This window comes from Hypericibacter adhaerens, from assembly GCF_008728835.1.
GTDB classification, from domain to species: Bacteria; Pseudomonadota; Alphaproteobacteria; order Dongiales; family Dongiaceae; genus Hypericibacter; species Hypericibacter adhaerens.
Genome location: NZ_CP042582.1, coordinates 3,628,818 through 3,647,589 on the forward strand (window position 1 = coordinate 3,628,818; position 18,772 = coordinate 3,647,589).

General features: G+C 66.7%; 17 protein-coding genes. 12 read left to right on the forward strand and 5 right to left on the reverse strand.

Features of this window, described 5'->3' with window-relative positions:
- Positions 1-9 precede the first annotated feature (9 nt).
- The 4 genes from qatD to FRZ61_RS16015 form a co-directional block, all read right to left on the reverse strand.
- A complete protein-coding gene (gene qatD, locus FRZ61_RS16000) occupies positions 10-744 on the reverse strand; it encodes a Qat anti-phage system TatD family nuclease QatD (RefSeq protein WP_151118684.1) in 735 nt (244 codons plus the stop codon).
- Entirely contained in the window at positions 741-2,015 is a 1,275-nt protein-coding gene (gene qatC, locus FRZ61_RS16005) for a Qat anti-phage system QueC-like protein QatC (protein WP_151118685.1), read from the reverse strand. Before qatC ends, qatD begins: the two co-directional genes overlap by 4 nt.
- The gene (qatB, locus tag FRZ61_RS16010) at positions 2,012-2,617 is read right to left on the reverse strand and encodes a Qat anti-phage system associated protein QatB (protein WP_225308834.1); all 606 of its coding nucleotides are present in this window, start codon (positions 2,615-2,617) and stop codon (positions 2,012-2,014) included. Before qatB ends, qatC begins: the two co-directional genes overlap by 4 nt.
- Before the next feature lie 223 nt (positions 2,618-2,840).
- Positions 2,841-4,709, reverse strand: coding sequence for a KAP family P-loop NTPase fold protein (locus FRZ61_RS16015; RefSeq protein ID WP_151118687.1), 1,869 nt, complete (start codon positions 4,707-4,709; stop codon positions 2,841-2,843).
- Positions 4,710-4,942: 233 nt separating this feature from the next.
- Between FRZ61_RS16015 and FRZ61_RS16020 the strand changes: the two genes are divergently transcribed.
- Together FRZ61_RS16020 and FRZ61_RS16025 are read left to right on the forward strand one after the other, a co-directional pair.
- On the forward strand, positions 4,943-5,563 hold the full coding sequence (locus FRZ61_RS16020; protein ID WP_225308835.1) for a DUF6088 family protein: 621 nt from the start codon (positions 4,943-4,945) through the stop codon (positions 5,561-5,563).
- The gene (locus tag FRZ61_RS16025) at positions 5,560-6,603 is read left to right on the forward strand and encodes a nucleotidyl transferase AbiEii/AbiGii toxin family protein (RefSeq protein WP_151118689.1); all 1,044 of its coding nucleotides are present in this window, start codon (positions 5,560-5,562) and stop codon (positions 6,601-6,603) included. The genes FRZ61_RS16020 and FRZ61_RS16025 overlap by 4 nt, the downstream gene beginning before the upstream one ends.
- 98 nt (positions 6,604-6,701) lie before the next feature.
- Here the strand turns inward: FRZ61_RS16025 and FRZ61_RS16030 are convergent, their stop codons facing one another.
- Positions 6,702-6,992, reverse strand: coding sequence for a nuclear transport factor 2 family protein (locus tag FRZ61_RS16030; RefSeq protein WP_263641735.1), 291 nt, complete (start codon positions 6,990-6,992; stop codon positions 6,702-6,704).
- Positions 6,993-7,356: 364 nt separating this feature from the next.
- Here FRZ61_RS16030 and FRZ61_RS16035 point away from each other — a divergent pair, with 364 nt between their 5' ends.
- The 10 genes from FRZ61_RS16035 (at position 7,357) to FRZ61_RS16080 (ending at position 18,502) form a co-directional block, all read left to right on the forward strand.
- The gene (locus FRZ61_RS16035) at positions 7,357-8,310 is read left to right on the forward strand and encodes an ArdC family protein (protein WP_151118690.1); all 954 of its coding nucleotides are present in this window, start codon (positions 7,357-7,359) and stop codon (positions 8,308-8,310) included.
- Positions 8,307-8,678, forward strand: coding sequence for a DUF2958 domain-containing protein (locus tag FRZ61_RS16040; RefSeq protein ID WP_151118691.1), 372 nt, complete (start codon positions 8,307-8,309; stop codon positions 8,676-8,678). The genes FRZ61_RS16035 and FRZ61_RS16040 overlap by 4 nt, the downstream gene beginning before the upstream one ends.
- A 175-nt stretch (positions 8,679-8,853) precedes the next feature.
- Positions 8,854-11,007: a Spo0J and enkurin domain-containing protein gene (locus FRZ61_RS16045; RefSeq protein WP_151118692.1), complete on the forward strand. Its 2,154-nt coding sequence runs from the start codon at positions 8,854-8,856 to the stop codon at positions 11,005-11,007.
- Positions 11,008-11,066: 59 nt separating this feature from the next.
- On the forward strand, positions 11,067-11,288 hold the full coding sequence (locus tag FRZ61_RS16050) for a hypothetical protein (protein WP_151118693.1): 222 nt from the start codon (positions 11,067-11,069) through the stop codon (positions 11,286-11,288).
- Positions 11,289-11,359: 71 nt separating this feature from the next.
- Positions 11,360-12,013, forward strand: a complete 654-nt coding sequence (locus FRZ61_RS16055) for a hypothetical protein (RefSeq protein WP_151118694.1) — start codon at positions 11,360-11,362, stop codon at positions 12,011-12,013.
- Between the two features lies 1 nt (position 12,014).
- Positions 12,015-12,209 carry a hypothetical protein gene (locus tag FRZ61_RS16060; protein WP_019014755.1) on the forward strand — a complete coding sequence of 65 codons (195 nt, stop codon included), beginning with the start codon at positions 12,015-12,017 and terminating at the stop codon, positions 12,207-12,209.
- A gap of 76 nt (positions 12,210-12,285) precedes the next feature.
- The gene (locus FRZ61_RS16065; RefSeq protein ID WP_151118695.1) at positions 12,286-12,711 is read left to right on the forward strand and encodes a hypothetical protein; all 426 of its coding nucleotides are present in this window, start codon (positions 12,286-12,288) and stop codon (positions 12,709-12,711) included.
- Positions 12,708-12,950, forward strand: coding sequence for a DUF6117 family protein (locus FRZ61_RS16070; RefSeq protein ID WP_151118696.1), 243 nt, complete (start codon positions 12,708-12,710; stop codon positions 12,948-12,950). Before FRZ61_RS16065 ends, FRZ61_RS16070 begins: the two co-directional genes overlap by 4 nt.
- Positions 12,951-13,244: 294 nt before the next feature.
- A complete protein-coding gene (locus tag FRZ61_RS16075; protein WP_456077631.1) occupies positions 13,245-17,441 on the forward strand; it encodes a strawberry notch-like NTP hydrolase domain-containing protein in 4,197 nt (1,398 codons plus the stop codon).
- On the forward strand, positions 17,441-18,502 hold the full coding sequence (locus tag FRZ61_RS16080; RefSeq protein WP_151118698.1) for a DUF7146 domain-containing protein: 1,062 nt from the start codon (positions 17,441-17,443) through the stop codon (positions 18,500-18,502). The genes FRZ61_RS16075 and FRZ61_RS16080 overlap by 1 nt, the downstream gene beginning before the upstream one ends.
- The last annotated feature ends 270 nt before the right edge of the window (positions 18,503-18,772 follow it).

The window sequence follows — 18,772 nt, forward strand, 5'->3', positions numbered from 1 at the left end:
ATAAGTTACTCACGCCAAACTCTTGGTCAGTCGACGAAGATTGTCGAGTAACTGGCGGCGTACTTCATTCACGGGCTGCGACCAGATCTGCGCCAGCGTCTCTACCGCTCGATCGGCATCCCACGGCCACGCAGCCCTTCCGTCGACCTGCGCGAAAGGACCATCCGACTCTGTGAGTACACGGTCGCGCGGCATCTTCATCACCAAGGAGCGCCCCTTTTCGCCAGCCAACATTGCCGGCCCTGTGCTGAACCAGCAGCCAAGGTCAACTGCGCGCGACAGCTCCCTTTGCGTTCCAGAGAACCAGTGCAGAATGGCAATGCCAGCCCCCGGCCGCGCCTGCAGCGCATCAAGTACCGGCGTCGCGGCGCGCCGGCTATGGATGGTCATAATCCGCCCGCCTGCCCGCGCGCAGAGTTCGAGCACGCGCGAGAAGACTTGCTCCTGATCCGGCCAGTGCCGCCTATACTCTGGACCGCCGTCGAGCCCGATTTCACCGACGTATCGCATTCGAGGAAGCAGCTGCTCGAACAGCGGCAACTCACCTTTACGCTCATGCGCTATCTGAGGATGGAGCCCAAGCGCAGTGCGTATCCTGGGAGCCCCCGTTGTCAGAGCGGCCGTTCCAGCCCATGCGGACGGCGTTGTAGTGACCGATAGAACATAGATGTTCCGGGCCACGCACTCGCGAACTGTCGTGTTTGGATCGGGATAAAGATCCAGGTGAGCGTGGAAATCGATCACTTGACCCCGTGAGATTGGTGAAGTGCGCGAAGCTCGCCGAGTCCCCGCTCAAGCATCCCGAGCAGGGCGGCACGGTCCTGGATGTAGGGCGATGCGAGTGCATGGCCGAGCCAACTCTCAAGACCATCGGCCTTGACGGCCGCGAGCGCGATGGCGACGGAACGAACGTCATCGAAGCCGGCGTGCTCCGCATCGTCCTTCCCGATCGGCGCGTAGACATAGTCCGTCGTGTCTGGCGCCGCGCCCCAAGCGAGGAATGCGGCCCGTCGCACTTGACAGGGAACGCAACGCCCGCATTGCCGATAATTGAATCGTTGAAAACGACCACAACTCGTGGAACGGACCGCCTCCGCGCGAAGAAGCGCTTGGTCCGCACACTCCTTGAGCATCTCGCCTTTCGTCTTGGTTGCGTATGGATTGGTGATCTTCACCCGCAGGCCAGCGGCATCGAGCACATTCTGCAGGCGGGCGAAGAACTCCGGGTGTGCGGTGCGAGTGCTGAGACTCCCCAAGCGCCCGCCGGTCAACGGCGGATTGATGGCGATGAACCCGTTCTCGCAGACAAAGAGCGGCACCTCCTGACCATCATGATAGGCCTTTAGAGCGGTAGCGGCGATCACCCCGAAAGTGATGAAGATCAGCGACCTTGCCCGCTGCGAAGCTTCCTGAATCCCCGGCGTGTTCGCGTTATGGTTCAGCTGAAGGTGGCCGAGACCACCCCCGATTTTCGCGGCGAAATCCACCTGTTTGTCTGCGTCCCCTCGCACGGTCTGACTGACGGCAAACGGCTTATGGCCTGCGGCAGCGAGATCAATCGCTCCGACGAGACTGTCGAGCCCTCCCGAAAGGAGAACGACGCAATCCTCCGCGGGGCGGACCGGCTCGCGCGGCGGAGCAGGCAATAGCCCACATTCGTGGAAGCGCAGAGTCCAACGGTCCGTCGTCAGAAAACCCAGTGCTTGGGCAAGCGCCACGGTTTGCCCGCTCCAGAACGGAGCATCTGCAACCGCGATGTCGAGTTCTATTTCGCGCGTCCACCCGTCGGCGCTCTGATCCCGCACCACCGCAAAATCGGCGGTGACGACGCTCAGCGCGATCGACAGAAGGTCCCACGCCTTTGGCGCAGGATCGAGCCTGCGCCGTTGAATTTCCGCCTTGGCGGCATCTCCAGCGCTTCCCTCTCCCTCTTGCCGCGGCTGGCCGTAGAGTACGACGCGGAGGTCCTCGCCGCCAAGCAGGTCGACTCCGTCCGGACGGCAAGCGAGCCTCATTCCGCGTAGCCCTCGAACACATCGAAGGTCTCCCGCAGCGCGTCGCGGACCACTTGGCTGATGCGACCGCTTGTGAGACTGCGCCCTGCGTTGCGCAGCTTGCGGAACGCCGCCGCCACGCTCTGCTTCACGTACTCGCGAACTTCCTTGAGCCGCGAGAGAGCCGTCACGGCGCTGGGCGCCTTCTCGACGATCGTCTTGCCCACATCGAGCTCGAAGCGGCGAAACACGTCGATCGCCGTGAATCGTTCAATAGCGAACGCCCGCTGCTCCGGCTCAAGATTCAGAAGGTCTGCTTCTGGGAATTTGGTGAGCAGTTCGGACAAGGCATCCCGAATTGCCGCCCGCTCCGCTTCGGCGTCTTGGGTGCCATCGACCGGCCGGACAGCTTCGACGACCGCATCCATGACCTCCTGGGCGTTACGGCCCGCGAGAAGCGCCGGATCGAGCGGACTGCCTGGTGCGGCAGGCTGTCCCGCTGCCACGCGCGCTAAGGCTCCGCCGAGTGCGCCGGCTGTTGCGGCGGTGCCGCCAAAGCGGCGCGTCGCGGTGCCCGATCCACCATACCCGGTTCGGACATAGTGGCCGAGGCTGCGCCGCATATCCCGGCTATCACCCGATCTCGCGAAATCGCCCAGCGCGCGACGCACACCTAAAAATCGAGCAGGGGGCGCGACCGGCGCCGGGGTAGGCGGCGCTACTTGAGGCGCGCTTGGTTCGGCATCAGTTGGCGCATCCGTGCCCAGCTCACCACCAATCGGCTCGTTTGCGGGCGGGTCCGGCGTCCATGAAGGCACCATGGGGACTCCGCTGCCTGGACCGCCACTAGACTGCGAGGTTCCCATTCTCTCTCTGCCTCTTGATGGCGGTCTTCACCGGCCGCGACACCTGCCCCCGATCCCATATATCGAAGACGCCCTTAGCCCAGGGCTGGTCGCCGATCTTCGGGACGATACTTGCTTGGACCTGCGCGGCCGGACGTTCGCCGAGAAAGGCGGCAAGCCTCGCACCTTGGGGCGGGTCGGCCTCGGCAACGATGAGACAAGCTTCCAAAATGGCGGGTACACCCCACTCCTGCTCCTGCCTTGCACGATCGAGCAGACGGTCCATGACGATCGTGATCTCGGTCCGTGGCACGCGGAGGAGTCGCTCCTTCAAGCTAGCCGCCATTTCCGGGTGCTGAAGGAGCGCGGTCAGTAGCTCGGCGGCTTCTGAGGAGAGCCTGTCCTCCGGAGTGATCAGCGGTGCGTGCTCACGGCTCACGTACAGCGCACCGCGTAGGTCCGTATCGGCGAGCGACGGTGGCAGCGTCAGCCACTCGGCAAAGAAGGGATCATCGAACGGCGCAGGAAGCGTTTGGTCCTGACCGGCGATGGCCTTCTCCTCCCACTCGGCAAGGAAAGCTGGCTTGCCGGTATCGCTGGCGCTCACCCGCGCCATCAGTTCGGCGAACGCCTTGGGGTTTCCGAGCCGCTCGAACAGCAGGAGCTTGGCCAGAACGGCCTCGTCCACGCCGACACCCTGCGCATTTGAGATGGTCATGCGGATGGCGAGGGCGTTCAGAAATCGCTTGATCAGGCGGGGGTTGCCCAGGATGCCCGACGCCGTTGTCATCAGCGGCGCCAAGCGGTCTGCCGTGTCGAAGCGGCCGATCAGTTCGGCCGGCAAAGGATCATGCAGCGATTGGACGAAGGCGCGATCAACGCGCTTGCCAGCCCAGGTTTGCCTGAGCTGGGCGACGACACCCGCGCGGATCTTCTCCTTCACATCATCGCCGAGTTCGCTGTTCTCGACAAACAGCAGCATCATATATGCACGCACCTCCTGGGTGCCCAGCGGCGGCACTCGGATAGGCACCTGAATCAGCTTGTCGAAATAGTTGGTGACCAGGAGATCGTCCGGTACGCCCTCGAAGTGCCGGCGAACGGCATGTTTAATCATGTCGTTGTCGGCGGCGATCACGAAGGCCGTGTTCTTCAGGAACAGGAACAGCCGGATTGCCTCGAGCGTCGAGATGGTCGTCTCGGGCAAGCAACGGTCAAGATCGTCGATCAGCACCACGAGAGTGACGCCGAGCTCTTCCAAAGTCTCCTCGAAATTGTCACGGAGCGCTTGGATCTCCTTCGGTGGCGACGTTTCCTCTTTTGGGTTCAACAGCCCGCTCGCGGTTTCGGCCACCTCGCTAGCTTTGCCCTTCGCCTCCTCAAGCAGCTTGCCGTCAACGCTGCCCGAGAAGAAGCGCTGGCCCAGGCCCCAGACTTCCCCGATCAGTCCCGTCGGAGGCAGGCCCAGCGACATTGCAACCGTAGAGCCGGCGACCAGCTTTGCCGCACGCAGCCAGTTCACGCGCTTCACCAGCGCCTTGGCCTTGTCGATGGCCTTTTCGCGTGCCTTTGCTTCCTTTTCGAGCCTCGTCGCAATCACATCCATGAGTGCGGCCCGAGCGTCGTCATAGCCTTGGTAGAGCCAAGCGTTGAACTCGACGAAGACAAATTCCCGCTCACCTTCCTTGCGTGGCCGGGCAGCCAGGGACGCCTGGGTAAGCTTGATCATCGAAGACTTGCCGATCCCCCAGGCTCCCGACACGCCAATGGAGATTGGTCGCCCCCGTGCCTGAACGATAATCTCGGCTACGGTGTCGGCCACTCCGGAGAAGTTCAGGAAGTCACGTTCGGTCTCGTTATCGGGCCACATCGGCTTTGTTCTACTCCTTTCCCGGCGCGACTCAGGCCAGCTCGCCCATAAGCCACCTTAGAACAATTGCAGAACAGAATGCGAGTGAGGTTTTGGCTGGGCCCCGTTGCATTTCTTAGCAGATCGCGTCCGAAAAATGTAGCATTCTTCGGACGCTTCTCATCGTCCGAAACATGCGGCATATTTCGGACATGACCGATGCTCACCAGCCGGGTTCCGACCTCCGCAGCCGCTTGCTCGCCCGCATCGCCGAACAGCCGGGCGATGTGTGGACGCCCAGCGACTTCGCCGATCTCGCCGGCCGGGGCGCCGTCGATAAATCGCTGCAGCGCTTGGCGGCTGCAGGCGAGCTCCGGCGAATCGATCGCGGCCTCTATGATCGTCCGAGCGTCAACAGCCTGACCGGCCGTCCCACCGTGCCGGACTATCGCGCCGTCATCCGCGCCGTCGCCCGGCGCGACAAGGCCCGCTTCGTCGTGGACGGCATGACGGCTGCCAACGATCTCGGTCTCACCACAGCCGTGCCCGCCCGCATCGAGGTCCTGGTCGATGCCCGACTAAAGCCCATCAAGCTCGGCAACCAGGAAATCCACTTCAAGGCAGCCGCGGCAAGCCGGCTCTACTGGGCCGGCCGGCCGGCGATGCGCGTCGTCCAGGCTCTGCACTGGCTTCAGGACGTGCTGAACGAGAACGACGAACGCGCCCGTGTCACCGAGATTCTGCGCCGGCTGCTCGCCGATCCGGACCACGGCCAGGGCATTCGCGATGATCTACGCGAAGGGCTCTCGGCTCTACCCATCTGGATGCAGGAGTTCCTGCGTCCGCTGATCGTCGGCGAGGGCGCGAAGACGTGACCGCCGAGGCTTATGCAGCGGTCATCCGAGCCCCGGCGCGCGACCGCCTCGATCTGTTCCTCTCCACTGCCAATCGGCTCGGCGCACCGATCGGCAACATCGAAAAGGACTTCTGGGTCTGCTGGACGCTCGACGCGCTCTATCACCGCCTCCCCGCAGACCGGCCGCGCCTTCTCTTCAAAGGCGGCACCTCGCTGTCCAAAGCCTATGGCCTCATCAACCGGTTTTCAGAGGACATCGACGTTACGGTCTTCCGTGACGATCTCGAACAAGCGGCAACCGCCGAGGAACTGGAGGCGCTCTCCGGCAAGAAGCGCCGCGCCAGGCTTGACGCCATCCGTGACGCCTGCCGCGCTTTTGTCACCGGTCCGCTTCGGGAGAGCCTCGCCGGGCTCCTGGCCGAGGCCACGGGCGGAGCCGGGCGCGTGGAGATCGATCAGGCCGATCCCGAGGGGCAGACTTTGCTTCTCTGGTATCCGGAGGTTGAACCGCGCGACGACGGCTATGTGCGCCCGGCCGTGCGGATCGAGTCAGGTGCGAAGTCAGCGCTCGATCCCAACCGTCCGGTCCTGATCAAGCCATACATTGCCGACGAGACTCCCGACCTGGACCTTTCGGTCCCCAACGTCACGACCATCGAGCCAGGCCGAACCTTCTGGGACAAGGTGGTGATCGCGCACGGCCTGCGGCGATGGTATGAGCGGCGCGGCGTGCTGCGCCAGGAAGGCCAGCGCATTTCGCGCCATTATTACGACCTTCACCAGCTGCTCGCGTCGCAGGCGGGGAAGGACGCGTTGAGCGACCTGGAGCTTGCACGCGACTGCGTGCGCCACGCGCGCATGTTCTTCGACCGGCCGGACTTCGACCTTGCGTCAGCGCAGCCCGGCACATTCGCGATTGCCCCTGTCGAGGGCATGATTGACGCGCTTCGCCGTGATTACGCCAACACCGCCGCGATGATCTTTGGCGAGCCGCCCAGCTTCGACCTTATCCTTGACTCGATGCAGCAGCTCCATGCAGCGGCGAATGCATCCTCGTGAGCCCGTCATTCAGCTTCACGGCGATTCATCGCTCCGCGAACCAGCGAGACGATCCTGAATACGTCGAGATAATCTCGTACATGCGAGATCAGGCCGTCCTACAGCCGCAGCACGAGCAGGAAGGGCAGACGGACGCCCTCCCCAATGGGCTCGATCGTCCCTCCCATCTCTTGCTCGGCTATAATGACGTTAGGGTCTAGCGTTTCGTGGACCGTGAAATTCTCGATCGAGTCTATCCGCAGCAGCGTGCGGCTCCATGCCTCGCGATATCCGGCGCGGAGCTGCTCTCGTCCGGAGTAGCGCTCCGGGGTGCCGGACAATGGAAATGGGAATTCGTGGACTGCGTCCGCCGCATACAGATCCACCAAAGCGTCGGCAGACTTGGCCACCATGCCTCGTGGTAGCGCCGCAGGATCTTGCGGGCGGGGATCGCAGAACGAACTTCGGGCATGAGCTTTCGTCTTCGTCGGAAGCGTAGCTGCCAAGAAAACATATAGTTCAACATCACCCGGCAGGACCATGGCTCGGCACAAGGCCAGCGTAGCCGATCCAGCCCAGTAATCGGCGATCAGCGCGCATTGCATGGCCAGGCGGGAAAGCCTTCCCCTGCGGCCGAGCCGCGGTCTCGAGCCGACCCTTGCTAGCGGGGAGCCCCGCAACGCCCCCTGCAGAGAGTGAGAGTGCGGACCGGCTCTGCCGTGACGGGTTGAGGGCTGGAGGAGAGGCCTCCGGCGCCCGTCGCGGAGAACCGCGATGTCCAGACACGACCGCCATGCTCGCGCCGGCGCCGACCGAACGAGCCTTTACGACGACATCACCAACAAGATCATCGCCGAGCTGGAGGCCGGCCGCGTGCCCTGGGTCCAGCCCTGGGGAACGGCGGCGGCGAAGGCGCCGCTCGCCATGCCGGCCAATGCTGCGACCGGCCGGCAATATTCCGGGATCAACGTGCTGATCCTGTGGGGCGCGGTGATCGAGCACGGCTTTCCGGTGCAGAGCTGGCTGACCTTCCGCCAGGCGCTGTCCCTCGGCGGCCATGTCCGCAAGGGCGAGCGCGGCACCACCGTCGTCTACGCCGACCGCTTCATCCCCGACGACGAGAAGAAACGCGCGCAGGAAACCGGCGAGGAAGCGCAGGCGATTCCGTTCCTCAAACGCTTCACCGTGTTCAACGTCGCGCAGTGCGAGGATCTGCCCGCCGACCTTGCCGTCGCGCCGCCCGCGCCGGAACCCGGACTGATCGAGCCGCGCGTCGAGGCGCTGATCAAGGCGACGGGCATCGATTTCCGCATCGGCGGCGACCGCGCCTTCTATGTGCCGACGCAGGACTATGTGCAGGTGCCGCCGCCGCAAGCGTATTTCGAGACCATCAACTGGCACCGCACGGCTCTGCATGAGCTCGGCCACGCGACAGGCCATGCGTCCCGCCTCGGCCGCGATCTCTCCGGCTCCTTCGGCTCGAAGAAGTACGCCTTCGAGGAACTGGTCGCCGAGATGAACGCCGCCTTCTGCTGCGCCTCCCTCGGCATCACTCCCACGGTTCGCCATGCCGACTACATCGGCTCCTGGCTGGAGGTGCTGCGCGAGGACAACCGCGCCATCGTCCGCGCCGCATCTCAGGCCAGCAAGGCCGCCGACTGGCTGCTCGCCTTCCTCCCCGAAGCCGAGACGGCCAACGAATCCGGGAACGACAGGAGGGCGGCATGATCCTCCTGACCGACGACCTGCGCGAGCCCCTGCTCGCCAACGGCCGTGATCGCGGCGCCGACCATGTGCCGGTAGTCAGATTCTTCAACCCGCTGGGCGAAGGCGTCTGGCTCGCGACCGAGCTCGATGCGGACGGCGACACGCTCTTCGGCCTCGCCGATCTCGGCTATCCGGAACTGGGCAGTTTCTCGCTCGAGGAACTGGCCTCGATCGTCCTGCCGTTCGGCATGGGGATCGAGCGCGACATTCTCTTCACCGGCGACTTCCCGATCTCGGTCTGGGCGGAGGCCGCCCGCGAAGCGGGAAGCATCCGAGCGGCCGAGCGCATCCTCTACCAGGCGGTCTTGTCTCGTCGCGATGACGCGTGACGCCCATCCTGAAACCCGCCGCGCCGGAGATGCGCGTTTGCGCTTCTCCGGTTCTACGCCCCTCCGGATCGCCGGAAGGCGGCGCCGTCCTCAGAGGAAGAGGGCGGCGCTTCGCTTCGTGACGGGTTGGAAGCCGGGAGAGAGGCTCTCGGCGCCCGTCGCGGAGTATCCCGACATGGCAAAGGCTGCCAGGAAGATCGTCTTCTCGCGCTCGCGCGACATTCCCTTCAACAAGCTCGTGCTCTCGGAGTCCAATGTCCGGCGCACCCGGCCGGAGGCCGAGCTCGACACGCTGGTCCATGACATCGGCCGGCGCGAGGATCTCGTACAGGGCCTCAACGTGCGCGCCATTCTCGATGCGGACGGCAACGAGACCGGCATGTTCGAGGTGCCGGCCGGCGGGCGCCGCTATCGCGCGATCGAGCGCCTGGTGAAGGCGAAGCGCTTCCCCAAGGATGGGCTCGTCCCCTGCATCGTGCGCAAATCCGACACCAGGATCCTCGCCGAGGACGACTCCCTCGCCGAGAACCTGCTGCGCGCCGGCCTTCACCCGCTCGACCAGTTCCGCGCCTTCCAGGACATGCTCGACAAGGGCATGACCGAGGAGGAAATCGCGGCCGCCTACCTCACGACTGTCCAGGTCGTGAAGCAGCGGCTGCGCCTCAACGCCGTCTCGCCCGTCCTGCGTGACGCCTATGCCGAGGAGCGGATGACACTCGACATGCTGATGGCCTTCACCGTCAACCCAGACCACCAGCGCCAGGAGCAGGTGTGGGAGGCGGTGCAGCATTCCTACAATCGGCAGCCCTGGCATATCCGCCAGCTTCTTACCGAGACCACGATCCCGGCCTCCGACAAGCGCGCGCGCTTCGTCGGCATCGATGCCTATGTCGCGGCCGGCGGCGCCGTCCTGCGCGACCTGTTCGAGGAGGATGACGGCGGCTGGCTTGCCGACCCGGCGCTCCTCCACCGCCTGGTCAGCCAGAAGCTGAAGACAGTCGCGGACGGGATCGCGAGCGAAGGCTGGAAGTGGGTCGCCGTCGACCTCGACCTGCCCTATGGCTACGACCACGGCCTGCGCAAGATCGGCGGCACGTTCGTCGATCTCACCGACGAGGAGCGGGCCGAACGCGAGGCGTTGCGCGCCGAGTACGACCAGCTCGAGGCGGAGTATGACGGCGCCGACGAGCTGCCGGACGAGATCGATCGGCGCCTGGGCGAGATCGAGGAGGCTCTCGAAGCCTTCGAGAAACGTCCCGTCGTCTACGATCCCGCTGACATCGCGCGCGCCGGCGTCTTCGTCAGCGTGGACCGCGACGGCGAGATCGTGATCGATCGCGGCTATGTGCGGCCGGAGGACGAGGCGCCCGTCGCCGTCGACAGCAGCGACGCTGAGACCGATGGAGAACCCGGCGGCGACGATGCTCCCGCGACCCCGTCCGCTCAGCGCGCTGTCATCACCATCGGCGGCCAGACCACCGGCGCCGAAGAGGACGATGAAGACGATGCCGTCAAGCCGCTGGCCGAGCGGCTGGTGATCGAGCTCACCGCCTATCGCACGCTGGCGCTGCGCGACGCCGTGGCCAACCACCCGCAGGTGGCTCTGACGGCGCTCCTGCACAGGCTGGTGCTCGATGCGTTCAAGCGCAACGCGCACGGCTGCGCTGTCGAGGCGTCGGTCCGGGAGGTCCACTTCCCCGTCCAGGCCCCCGACCTGAAGGACAGCGCTTCCGCCAAGGCCATCCAGGCACGCGTGGAAGCCTGGAAGGCGGACATGCCGCTCGATGACGACGATCGGCTGTGGGACTGGATCGCCGGCCTCGACGATGCGAGCCGCCTCGCGCTGCTCGCCCACTGCGTCAGCTATGGCATCAACGCGCTCTACGAGCGCCCGAATCCCCATAGCGGCTATGGCGTGACCCAGCACGGGCTCGACCGGCGCATGCGCGATGCCGATCGGCTGGCGCGCGCCACCGGCCTCGACATGGTGGAGGCCGGCTGGCGGCCGACGGTGGCGAACTACCTCGGCCGCGTCACGAAGAGCCGGATCGTCGAAGCCGTGCGGGAAGCGCTCGGCGAGGAGAAGGCGCAGCTCATCGATCATCTCAAAAAGCCCGAGATGGCGAAGGAGGCCGAACGCCTGCTCGCCGACACCGGCTGGCTGCCGGAGCCGCTGCGGTCCGCCGATCCCGATGCGACGACCTCGGTCGATGCAAGCGGAGGTGAAGGCGATGAAACGCTGCCGGCCTTTCTCGCCGACGACGAGGACCAACAGCCGGATGATGGCGAAGTCGACGCTGACGACCCGGCGATGATCGCCGCCGAGTAACGCGACCACGGCGGGAGCGGCCTCGCCGCTCCCGCCGCCCCACAATCAGGAGCGATCCGATGACCAAGCTCAGCTCGGCCACGCCTCGCCGCGTCGTCTTCCAGTATTTCGTGCCCGTCCATGTCGAGGTCGAGGACGGCCTCGTCTGCAGCGTGAAGGTGATCGACGAAACGCCCGTCGAGAGCCCGACCGTCGTGGAAGGCGATGCCGACTATCTCGCGGAGGCGGTCAAGGCAGCTGATGACGGCCAGCCCTGGCCGTCATGGCAATTCGGCTACTAGCCCGCCTTCTCTCCACCCAACCCCAACAGCCCGGCCATCGCGCCGGGCTTTCGCGTTTTCAGGAGCCTGTCATGCCCGCTTACACCGTCGAAACGGCCTACCGCGTGCCGGTCTATCGGCAGCGCACCTATCACGCCGCGACACCGGCCGAGGCCTGCCGCCAGGCCATCGAGGACGATGACTGGTCAAACGACAAGCTCGACTACGAGGCCGCCGGCGAAACTTACGTCACCGGCATCTGGCTCGGGGCGGATGCTGCCTATTCAGGTGAGACCGTCCCGGTCCCATCGCACTTCGATGAGACCATTCAGCGGAAGGCCGCGCATTTCGAGGTGCTGTTCGGCCTCCTCAAGATCGTCGTTGCGGACCAGATCTCCCAGCGAGGGACGGACGCCTATTGGCTCGCACGCGCGAACGCCGCGGTCGCGAAGGCCGAGGCGATCCTTGCCGGTGCGCACGATCCCGACGAACCCGTCACGGCTCCACGCCCACGTCACGTCCTCGCGCAGCTCCAGGAGGACCGCGTCCGCGACCAGATCGTCGCAATCGTCGAGACCGATCCCGAATTCGCAAGTCTGACCGCGGACGCCGTGTCGGACGCTGATATTCACAGCGCATGCGTGTCCGTCGCCGCCAACATCGACTTGTCGGAGGAAGTCGGCGCGGCGGAATTCCGCGCGGCGCTCGTCGCCCTGCGAGCGGCGAAGCAGGCGGACGGAGGCTGAGATGCACGGCACCTATCTCCGCCTCGGCGTCACCGTCTGGGACAGCGACCGCACGGTGATCCGCGCGGCACGGCGCAAACTCACGCGATCGGCACGGCGGGATCCGGCGAAGCGGGAGGCCCGCAAGCAATTCTACCGCGAGATGCTGGAGCATCACGCCAACGCGCAGCGCCTCGTCGCTGAATTCCGGCTCTGACCCCGCCAACCGCCAACCCTTCTTTCTCCAACCGGCCCGGCCCCCGCGCCGGGCTTTGTCGTTTCAGGAGCCTGACATGGCCGACTTCTTCACGCACTTCTCCTGCCTTCTCGATGTCGGCACGCCGGAGAACGCCGCGCGTGCGCTCGAAATCTACAATCGCATGATGGAGGAGAACGCCGCCGAGGACCCGCCCTCCGAAGCGTTCCTCCTGTCCATCCAGCCCGAGCACGGCGGAACGCAGCTCTGGATTCGCGATGACACGACCGGCGATCCGCAGGCCGTCATCGATTTCGTGCTCCGCTGCGCCGAAGAATTCGACCTCACCGGACGGTGGGGCTTTCAGTGGGCGAATACCTGCTCGCGCCCGCGTGTGAACGCCTTCGGTGGTGGCGCGCATGTGCTCAATCTCGGCCGCCGCAAGACCGTCGCGTGGATCGCAACCAATGGCTGGCTGGACCGCACCCTGTCCACCCGGCCGGGAAAGCGAGGTGCGCGATGAGCATCCCCGATCACGCGCGCGCCAATTTCGCGACGCTGCTCCGTGCTGCGGCGGACGGCAAACTCGCGCTCATGGAGTGCACCGATGCCGTTACCGGCGAGCCGCGCTACGTCATCTGCGCCGTGGGGCGCGACGGCACGGATTTCGTGTTTACGCCCTTCGGCCATCTCGCCGACGGCAACCCCTTCGACGCCTATGTTCCTCCTTCGGTAACCCTGCCGGACGAACCGGCTTCCTGATCCTCGCGTGCGTGACGGCGCACGGTGAGAGCGGTGACGAGAGGGAGAGCCTGGCCGGGACGGCTTTGAGCCGGTGCGGTCCAGAGAGAGCGCCGGCCGGCTCGCCCGTCCCTGACTCTCCCGAGGTTCACCGACATGATGCCATCAACCGCCTTCGCGGCCGCCCCTGCGGTCGCGGCGTCGCCGCTTGCGTCTCCCTCCGATATTGCTCGCTGCATTGGCGCAGCCGCGCACCATCTCCTTCCGCATCTCGAACAGGGCCGTCAGGTTGACGCGGCGATCCTTCGCGCCGCGATGGAGCATGCCTTCGGCGGCTCCGATGCGTCCGGCGCCTGGGACTGGAAGACGGCCTACGACGCCTGCGAGGCCGCGACCGTCCTGTTTCTCCGCAAATACGGAAAGGCGCTTCTGCGCAAGGCCGGTTCTCCGGCTGTCGCTCTTCCCATGCTGGAGAAGATCGTCGGCCTCCTGCCGACGCACACGCGCCGCTCGACCGAGAGCGAGACCTTCCAGCAATTCTCGACACCGATCCCACTCGGCCTCGCGGTCGCGACGGCCGCCGCCATCGCCCCGGCCGACCGGGTGCTCGAGCCCTCGGCCGGCACCGGCCTGCTCGCCATCCTCGCCGAGATGGCGGCCGGATCGCTTGCCCTCAACGAGCTGGCGAAGACCCGCGCCGGCCTTCTCGCCCTCCTCTTTCCGGCCATCGCCGTGAGCCGACATGACGCCGCGCAGATTCACGACCACCTCGACGCCGCCATCGTGCCGAGCGTCGTCATCATGAACCCGCCCTTCTCGGCGATGGCCAACGTGCAGGGCCGCATGGCGGATGCCGCGTATCGGCACATCGACTCGGCGCTGGCGCGGCTCGCCGATGGCGGCCGCCTGGTCGCGATCACCGGCGCCAATTTTGCGCCCGACGCACCGGCCTGGCGCGACGCCTATGTCCGGCTTCAGGAGCGCGGTCGCGTCGTCTTCTCCGCGGCGATCGATGGCCGCGTCTATGCCAGGCACGGCACGACATTCCCGACGCGCCTGACCGTCATCGACAAGCGGCCGGCTGACGATCCGACGGCTTTCCCGGCTGCGCCCGGCGTCGCGCCGGATGTCGCCACGCTGCTGGCCTGGATCACGGAGCACGTTCCGGCGCGGCTGCCGGTCGAGGCCTCCGTCGCCGTGCCGTCAGTCGCCACACCGCGCCCCGTTCGCGGCGGCGTCGCACGCACCGCCCAAGCCGCATCGCGGCCGGCGATGGCGCCCGCACCTGAAGGCATCGATCTCGCCTATGAGACGGTCGATTGGACGCCGCCGCAAGGCGCGCGCCTCTCCGATTCCATCTACGAGGACTATGCGCTCCAGAGCATCCGGATTCCCGGCGCTCAGGACCATCCGACGCAGCTCGTCCAGTCGGCGGCGATGGCCTCCGTCGCGCCGCCCAAGCCGAGCTACCGGCCACGCCTGCCGGCGAACATTCTCAGCCTGCTCTCGGGCGCCCAGCTCGAAACGGTGATCTATGCCGGCGAGGCGCACTCGGGCTACCTTGCCGGCGCCTGGACCGTCGACGAGACCTTCGACGTCGTCACAGCGGCAGCCGAGGACGCCAAAGGGGCCGCCCGATTCCGCCGCGGCTTCATGATCGGCGACGGCACGGGCGTCGGCAAAGGGCGCGCGTCCGCCGGCATCATCCTGGACAACTGGATGCAGGGCCGCCGCAAGGCGGTGTGGATCTCGAAAAGCGACAAGCTCATCGAGGACGCGCAGCGCGACTGGTCGGCGCTTGGCATGGAGCGGCTGCTCATCACGCCGCTCTCCCGCTTCCCGCAGGGCAAGCCGATCACGCTGCGGGAGGGCATCCTATTTCTAACCTATGCCACGCTGCGGTCCGACGACCGCGGCGAACGCCTTTCCCGCGTCCGGCAGATCGTCGAATGGTTGGGCTCCGACTTCGACGGAGTAATCATTTTCGACGAAGCGCACGCGATGCAGAACGCGGTCGGCGCCAAGAGCGAGCGCGGCGATCAGGAGGCCTCGCAGCAGGGCCGCGCGGGCCTGCGCCTCCAGCATGCGCTCCCAGATGCTCGCGTTGTGTACGTCTCCGCCACCGGCGCGACGACCGTGCACAATCTCGCCTATGCGCAGCGGCTCGGCCTCTGGGGGAGCGATGACTTCCCGTTCTCGACGCGCGCGGAGTTCGTGGAGGCGATCGAAGCCGGCGGTGTCGCCGCGATGGAGGTCCTCGCCCGCGACCTGCGCGCGCTTGGGCTTTACACCTCGCGCTCGCTCTCCTTCGACGGCGTCGAATACGAACTGGTCGAGCATGCTCTGACGCCCGAGCAAACGCGCATCTACGACGCCTACGCCGACGCCTTCGCGATCATCCACAACAACCTCGATGCCGCCATGCGGGCGGCCAACATCACAGGCGGCAGCGAGGGCGGATCGGGCACGCTGAACCGGCAGGCCAAGGCGGCCGCGCGATCGGCGTTCGAGAGTGCGAAGCAGCGCTTCTTCGGACACCTGCTCACCAGCATGAAGACGCCGACGCTGATCCGCGCGATCGAGCGCGATCTCGAGGAAGGCCACGCCGCCGTCATCCAGATCGTCTCGACGGGCGAAGCCCTGATGGAGCGGCGCCTCGCCGAACTGCCGACCGAGGAATGGAACGACGTTCGCGTCGACATCACGCCCCGCGAATACGTCCTCGACTATCTCGCCCATTCCTTCCCGGTCCAGCTCTACGAGCCTTACACCGACAGCGAGGGCAAGCTGTCGTCGCGTCCGGTCTATCGCGACGGACAGCCGGTCGAGAGCCGCGAGGCGGTCGCGCGCCGGGATGCGCTGATCGCGAAGCTCGCGAGCCTGCAGCCCGTCCCTGGCGCGCTCGACCAGATCGTCCAGCACTTCGGCGCCGACATGGTGGCCGAGGTGACGGGGCGCTCGCGCCGCGTCGTTCGCAAGCCGGGCGGCGCCGGCCGAAGCGATCGTCTCGTGGTCGAGACGCGCGCGGCGTCCGCCAACCTCGCCGAGGCGCAGGCCTTCATGGATGACCACAAGCGCATCCTGGTCTTCTCCGACGCCGGCGGCACCGGGCGCAGCTACCACGCCGAGCTTTCCGCGAGGAACACGCGCCTGCGCGTGCACTACCTGCTCGAACCCGGCTGGAAGGCGGATACGGCCATCCAGGGCCTCGGCCGCACGCACCGGACCAACCAGAAGCAGCCGCCGCTGTTCAGGCCCGTCGCCACGAACGTCAAGGCCGAGAAGCGCTTCCTCAGCACCATCGCGCGCCGGCTCGACACCCTCGGGGCGATCACGCGCGGCCAGCGGGAGACCGCCGGCCAGGGCCTGTTCCGCCCGGAGGACAATCTGGAATCCCACTATGCGCGCGACGCCTTGCGCCAGCTCTACGTGCTGCTCGCCCGCGGCAGGATCGAGGGCTGTTCTCTCGAGCGCTTCGAGGCAACCACCGGCCTGACGCTCACCGATGCGAGCGGGCTCAAGGACCAGTTGCCCGGCATCAGCACGTTCCTCAACCGCATGCTCGCGCTGACCATCGAGCTCCAGGGTGTGCTCTTCACGGCATTCGAGCAGCTTCTCAACGCGCGCATCGAGGGTGCCATCGCCGCCGGCACCTATGATGTCGGGCTGGAGACGCTGCGGGCCGAGAGCTTCGTCGTCACCGGCCGGCAGACGATCTATACCCATCCCGGCACGGGCGCCGAGACGCGATTGCTGACCATCAAGCAGCGCCAGCGCAACCGGCCCGTCACGCTCGACGAAGCCTTGAGCCGGCTGCGCGAACGCGGGGCACGGCTTCTTGTCAACGCGCGGTCCGGCCGCGCCGCCGTGCAGGTCCATGCCCCGTCCGTCATGCTCGACGATGGCGAAGTCGAGTACCGCGTCCGCCTGATCCGGCCGATGGAAGCGCCAAACGTGTCCCTCCGCGCGATGACGGAGAGCCACTGGCAGGATGCCGACGAGGCGAGCTTCGCGGCCGCCTGGACGGCCGAGCTCGCCGAGGTGCCCGCGTTCACCGACTCGACCTTGCACATGGTCTCCGGCCTGCTGCTGCCGATCTGGAAGCGGCTCCCCAACGAGTCGACCCGCGTCTATCGCCTGCAGACCGACGACGGCGAGCGCATCATCGGCCGCAAGGTTTCCCCGGCCTGGGCGGCCACGGCAACCGCGACCGGCCTGCCTGCGCTGACGCCGGACGAGGCCTTTGCCGCCTTGATCGAGGGCAAGACCGTCATCGACCTCGCCGAGGGGCTTCAGCTTCGTCGCGTCCGGGTGATGGGCGGTCATCGCATCGAGCTGTCGGGCTTCACCGACACCATGCGCGAGCGGCTCACGGCCTACGGCCTCTTCCACGAGATCATCTCGTGGAAGCTGCGCCTGTTCGTGCCCACCGACGCCAGCGGTCCCGCGATCCTCGCGAGGGTGATGGACCGCTATCCCATCGAGCGCGTCGCCGAGCGGGAGGCGGTGTGATGTCCCGGCTCGACGCTTCCGAACTGGCACGCCGGCTCGCGCGCAATGCCGAGGCGGTGTGCCGCCACTACCTGTCCAACGGCCACCGCGAGGGCCGCTACTGGATGGTGGGCGACGTGCGCAACACACCCGGCCGCTCGATGTTTGTGCGCCTCATCGGCCCGGAGAGCGGCAAGGGCGCGGCCGGCAAGTGGACCGACGCCGCGACCGGCGAGCATGGCGACCTGCTCGACGTCATCCGCGAGACCTGCGGCCTCGTGGATTTCGCGGACGTCGCGAGGGAGGCGCGCGCCTTCCTCAGCCTGCCGCAGCCCGAGCCGCAGGCGAGCGAGCGTCGGCGCACGATCCAGCCAGCTCCAACGGGTTCGCCGGAAGCCGCGCGGCGGCTGTTCGCCATGTCGCGGCCGATCCACGGCACGCTGGTCGAGACGTATCTCCGCCGGCGCGGCATTACGTCTTTGCACGGAACCGGATCGCTGCGCTTCCACCCGCGCTGCTACTACCGGCCGGACGAGCATTCCGCCACGGAGACCTGGCCCGCCATGATCGCCGCCGTCACCGATCTCGACGGCCGCCTCACCGGCGCGCACCGGACCTGGCTCGATCCCGACGGCTTCGACCCCGTCCGTCTCGGCAAGGCGCCGATCGACACGCCGCGCCGCGCGATGGGCGATCTTCTCGGACACGCCGTCCGCTTCGGCGTCGCTGGCGAAGTTATGGCCGCAGGCGAAGGCATCGAGACCATGCTGTCGCTGAGGATGGCGCTGCCCGACATGCCGATGGTCGCCGCCCTCTCGGCCGCCCATCTCTCGGCCATCCTCTTCGCCGACACACTGCGCCGGCTCTACATCGCGCGTGACGACGACCCGGCCGGCGATGGCGCGATGGCCGCGCTGATCGAGCGCGCGTCCGACGACGGCATCGAGGCGATCGTACTCTCGCCAAGGCTCGCCGACTTCAACGAGGATCTCCGGATGCTCGGCCCCGACGCGCTGCGGGCAGCCCTTCGGGCGCAGATCGCGTCCCGGGATGCCGCCCGCTTCATGGCCGACGCCGCATAGCCCTGATGAATGTGGACGTGCGGCCGGAGCGGATGATGGGGCTCGCCATCACGCCGGCGGCCGATGCTCCGAGGCGCCGGAGAGAGCCGCGCCCGCGGCCTTCCTGAGAGGCGAACGGGACGGCAAGCGGCCCGGCCCGGCAATGGCTGCGGCCGGCTATTTTCCGCCGGCGCTGACGCGCCTTTGCATCGCGAGGCAAAATAGCCGGCCTTCGCCATCCTCCGCTGGCGCTTCGGCCCTCCGCTTCGCTCCGGGTGCAGGGCCGGCCCG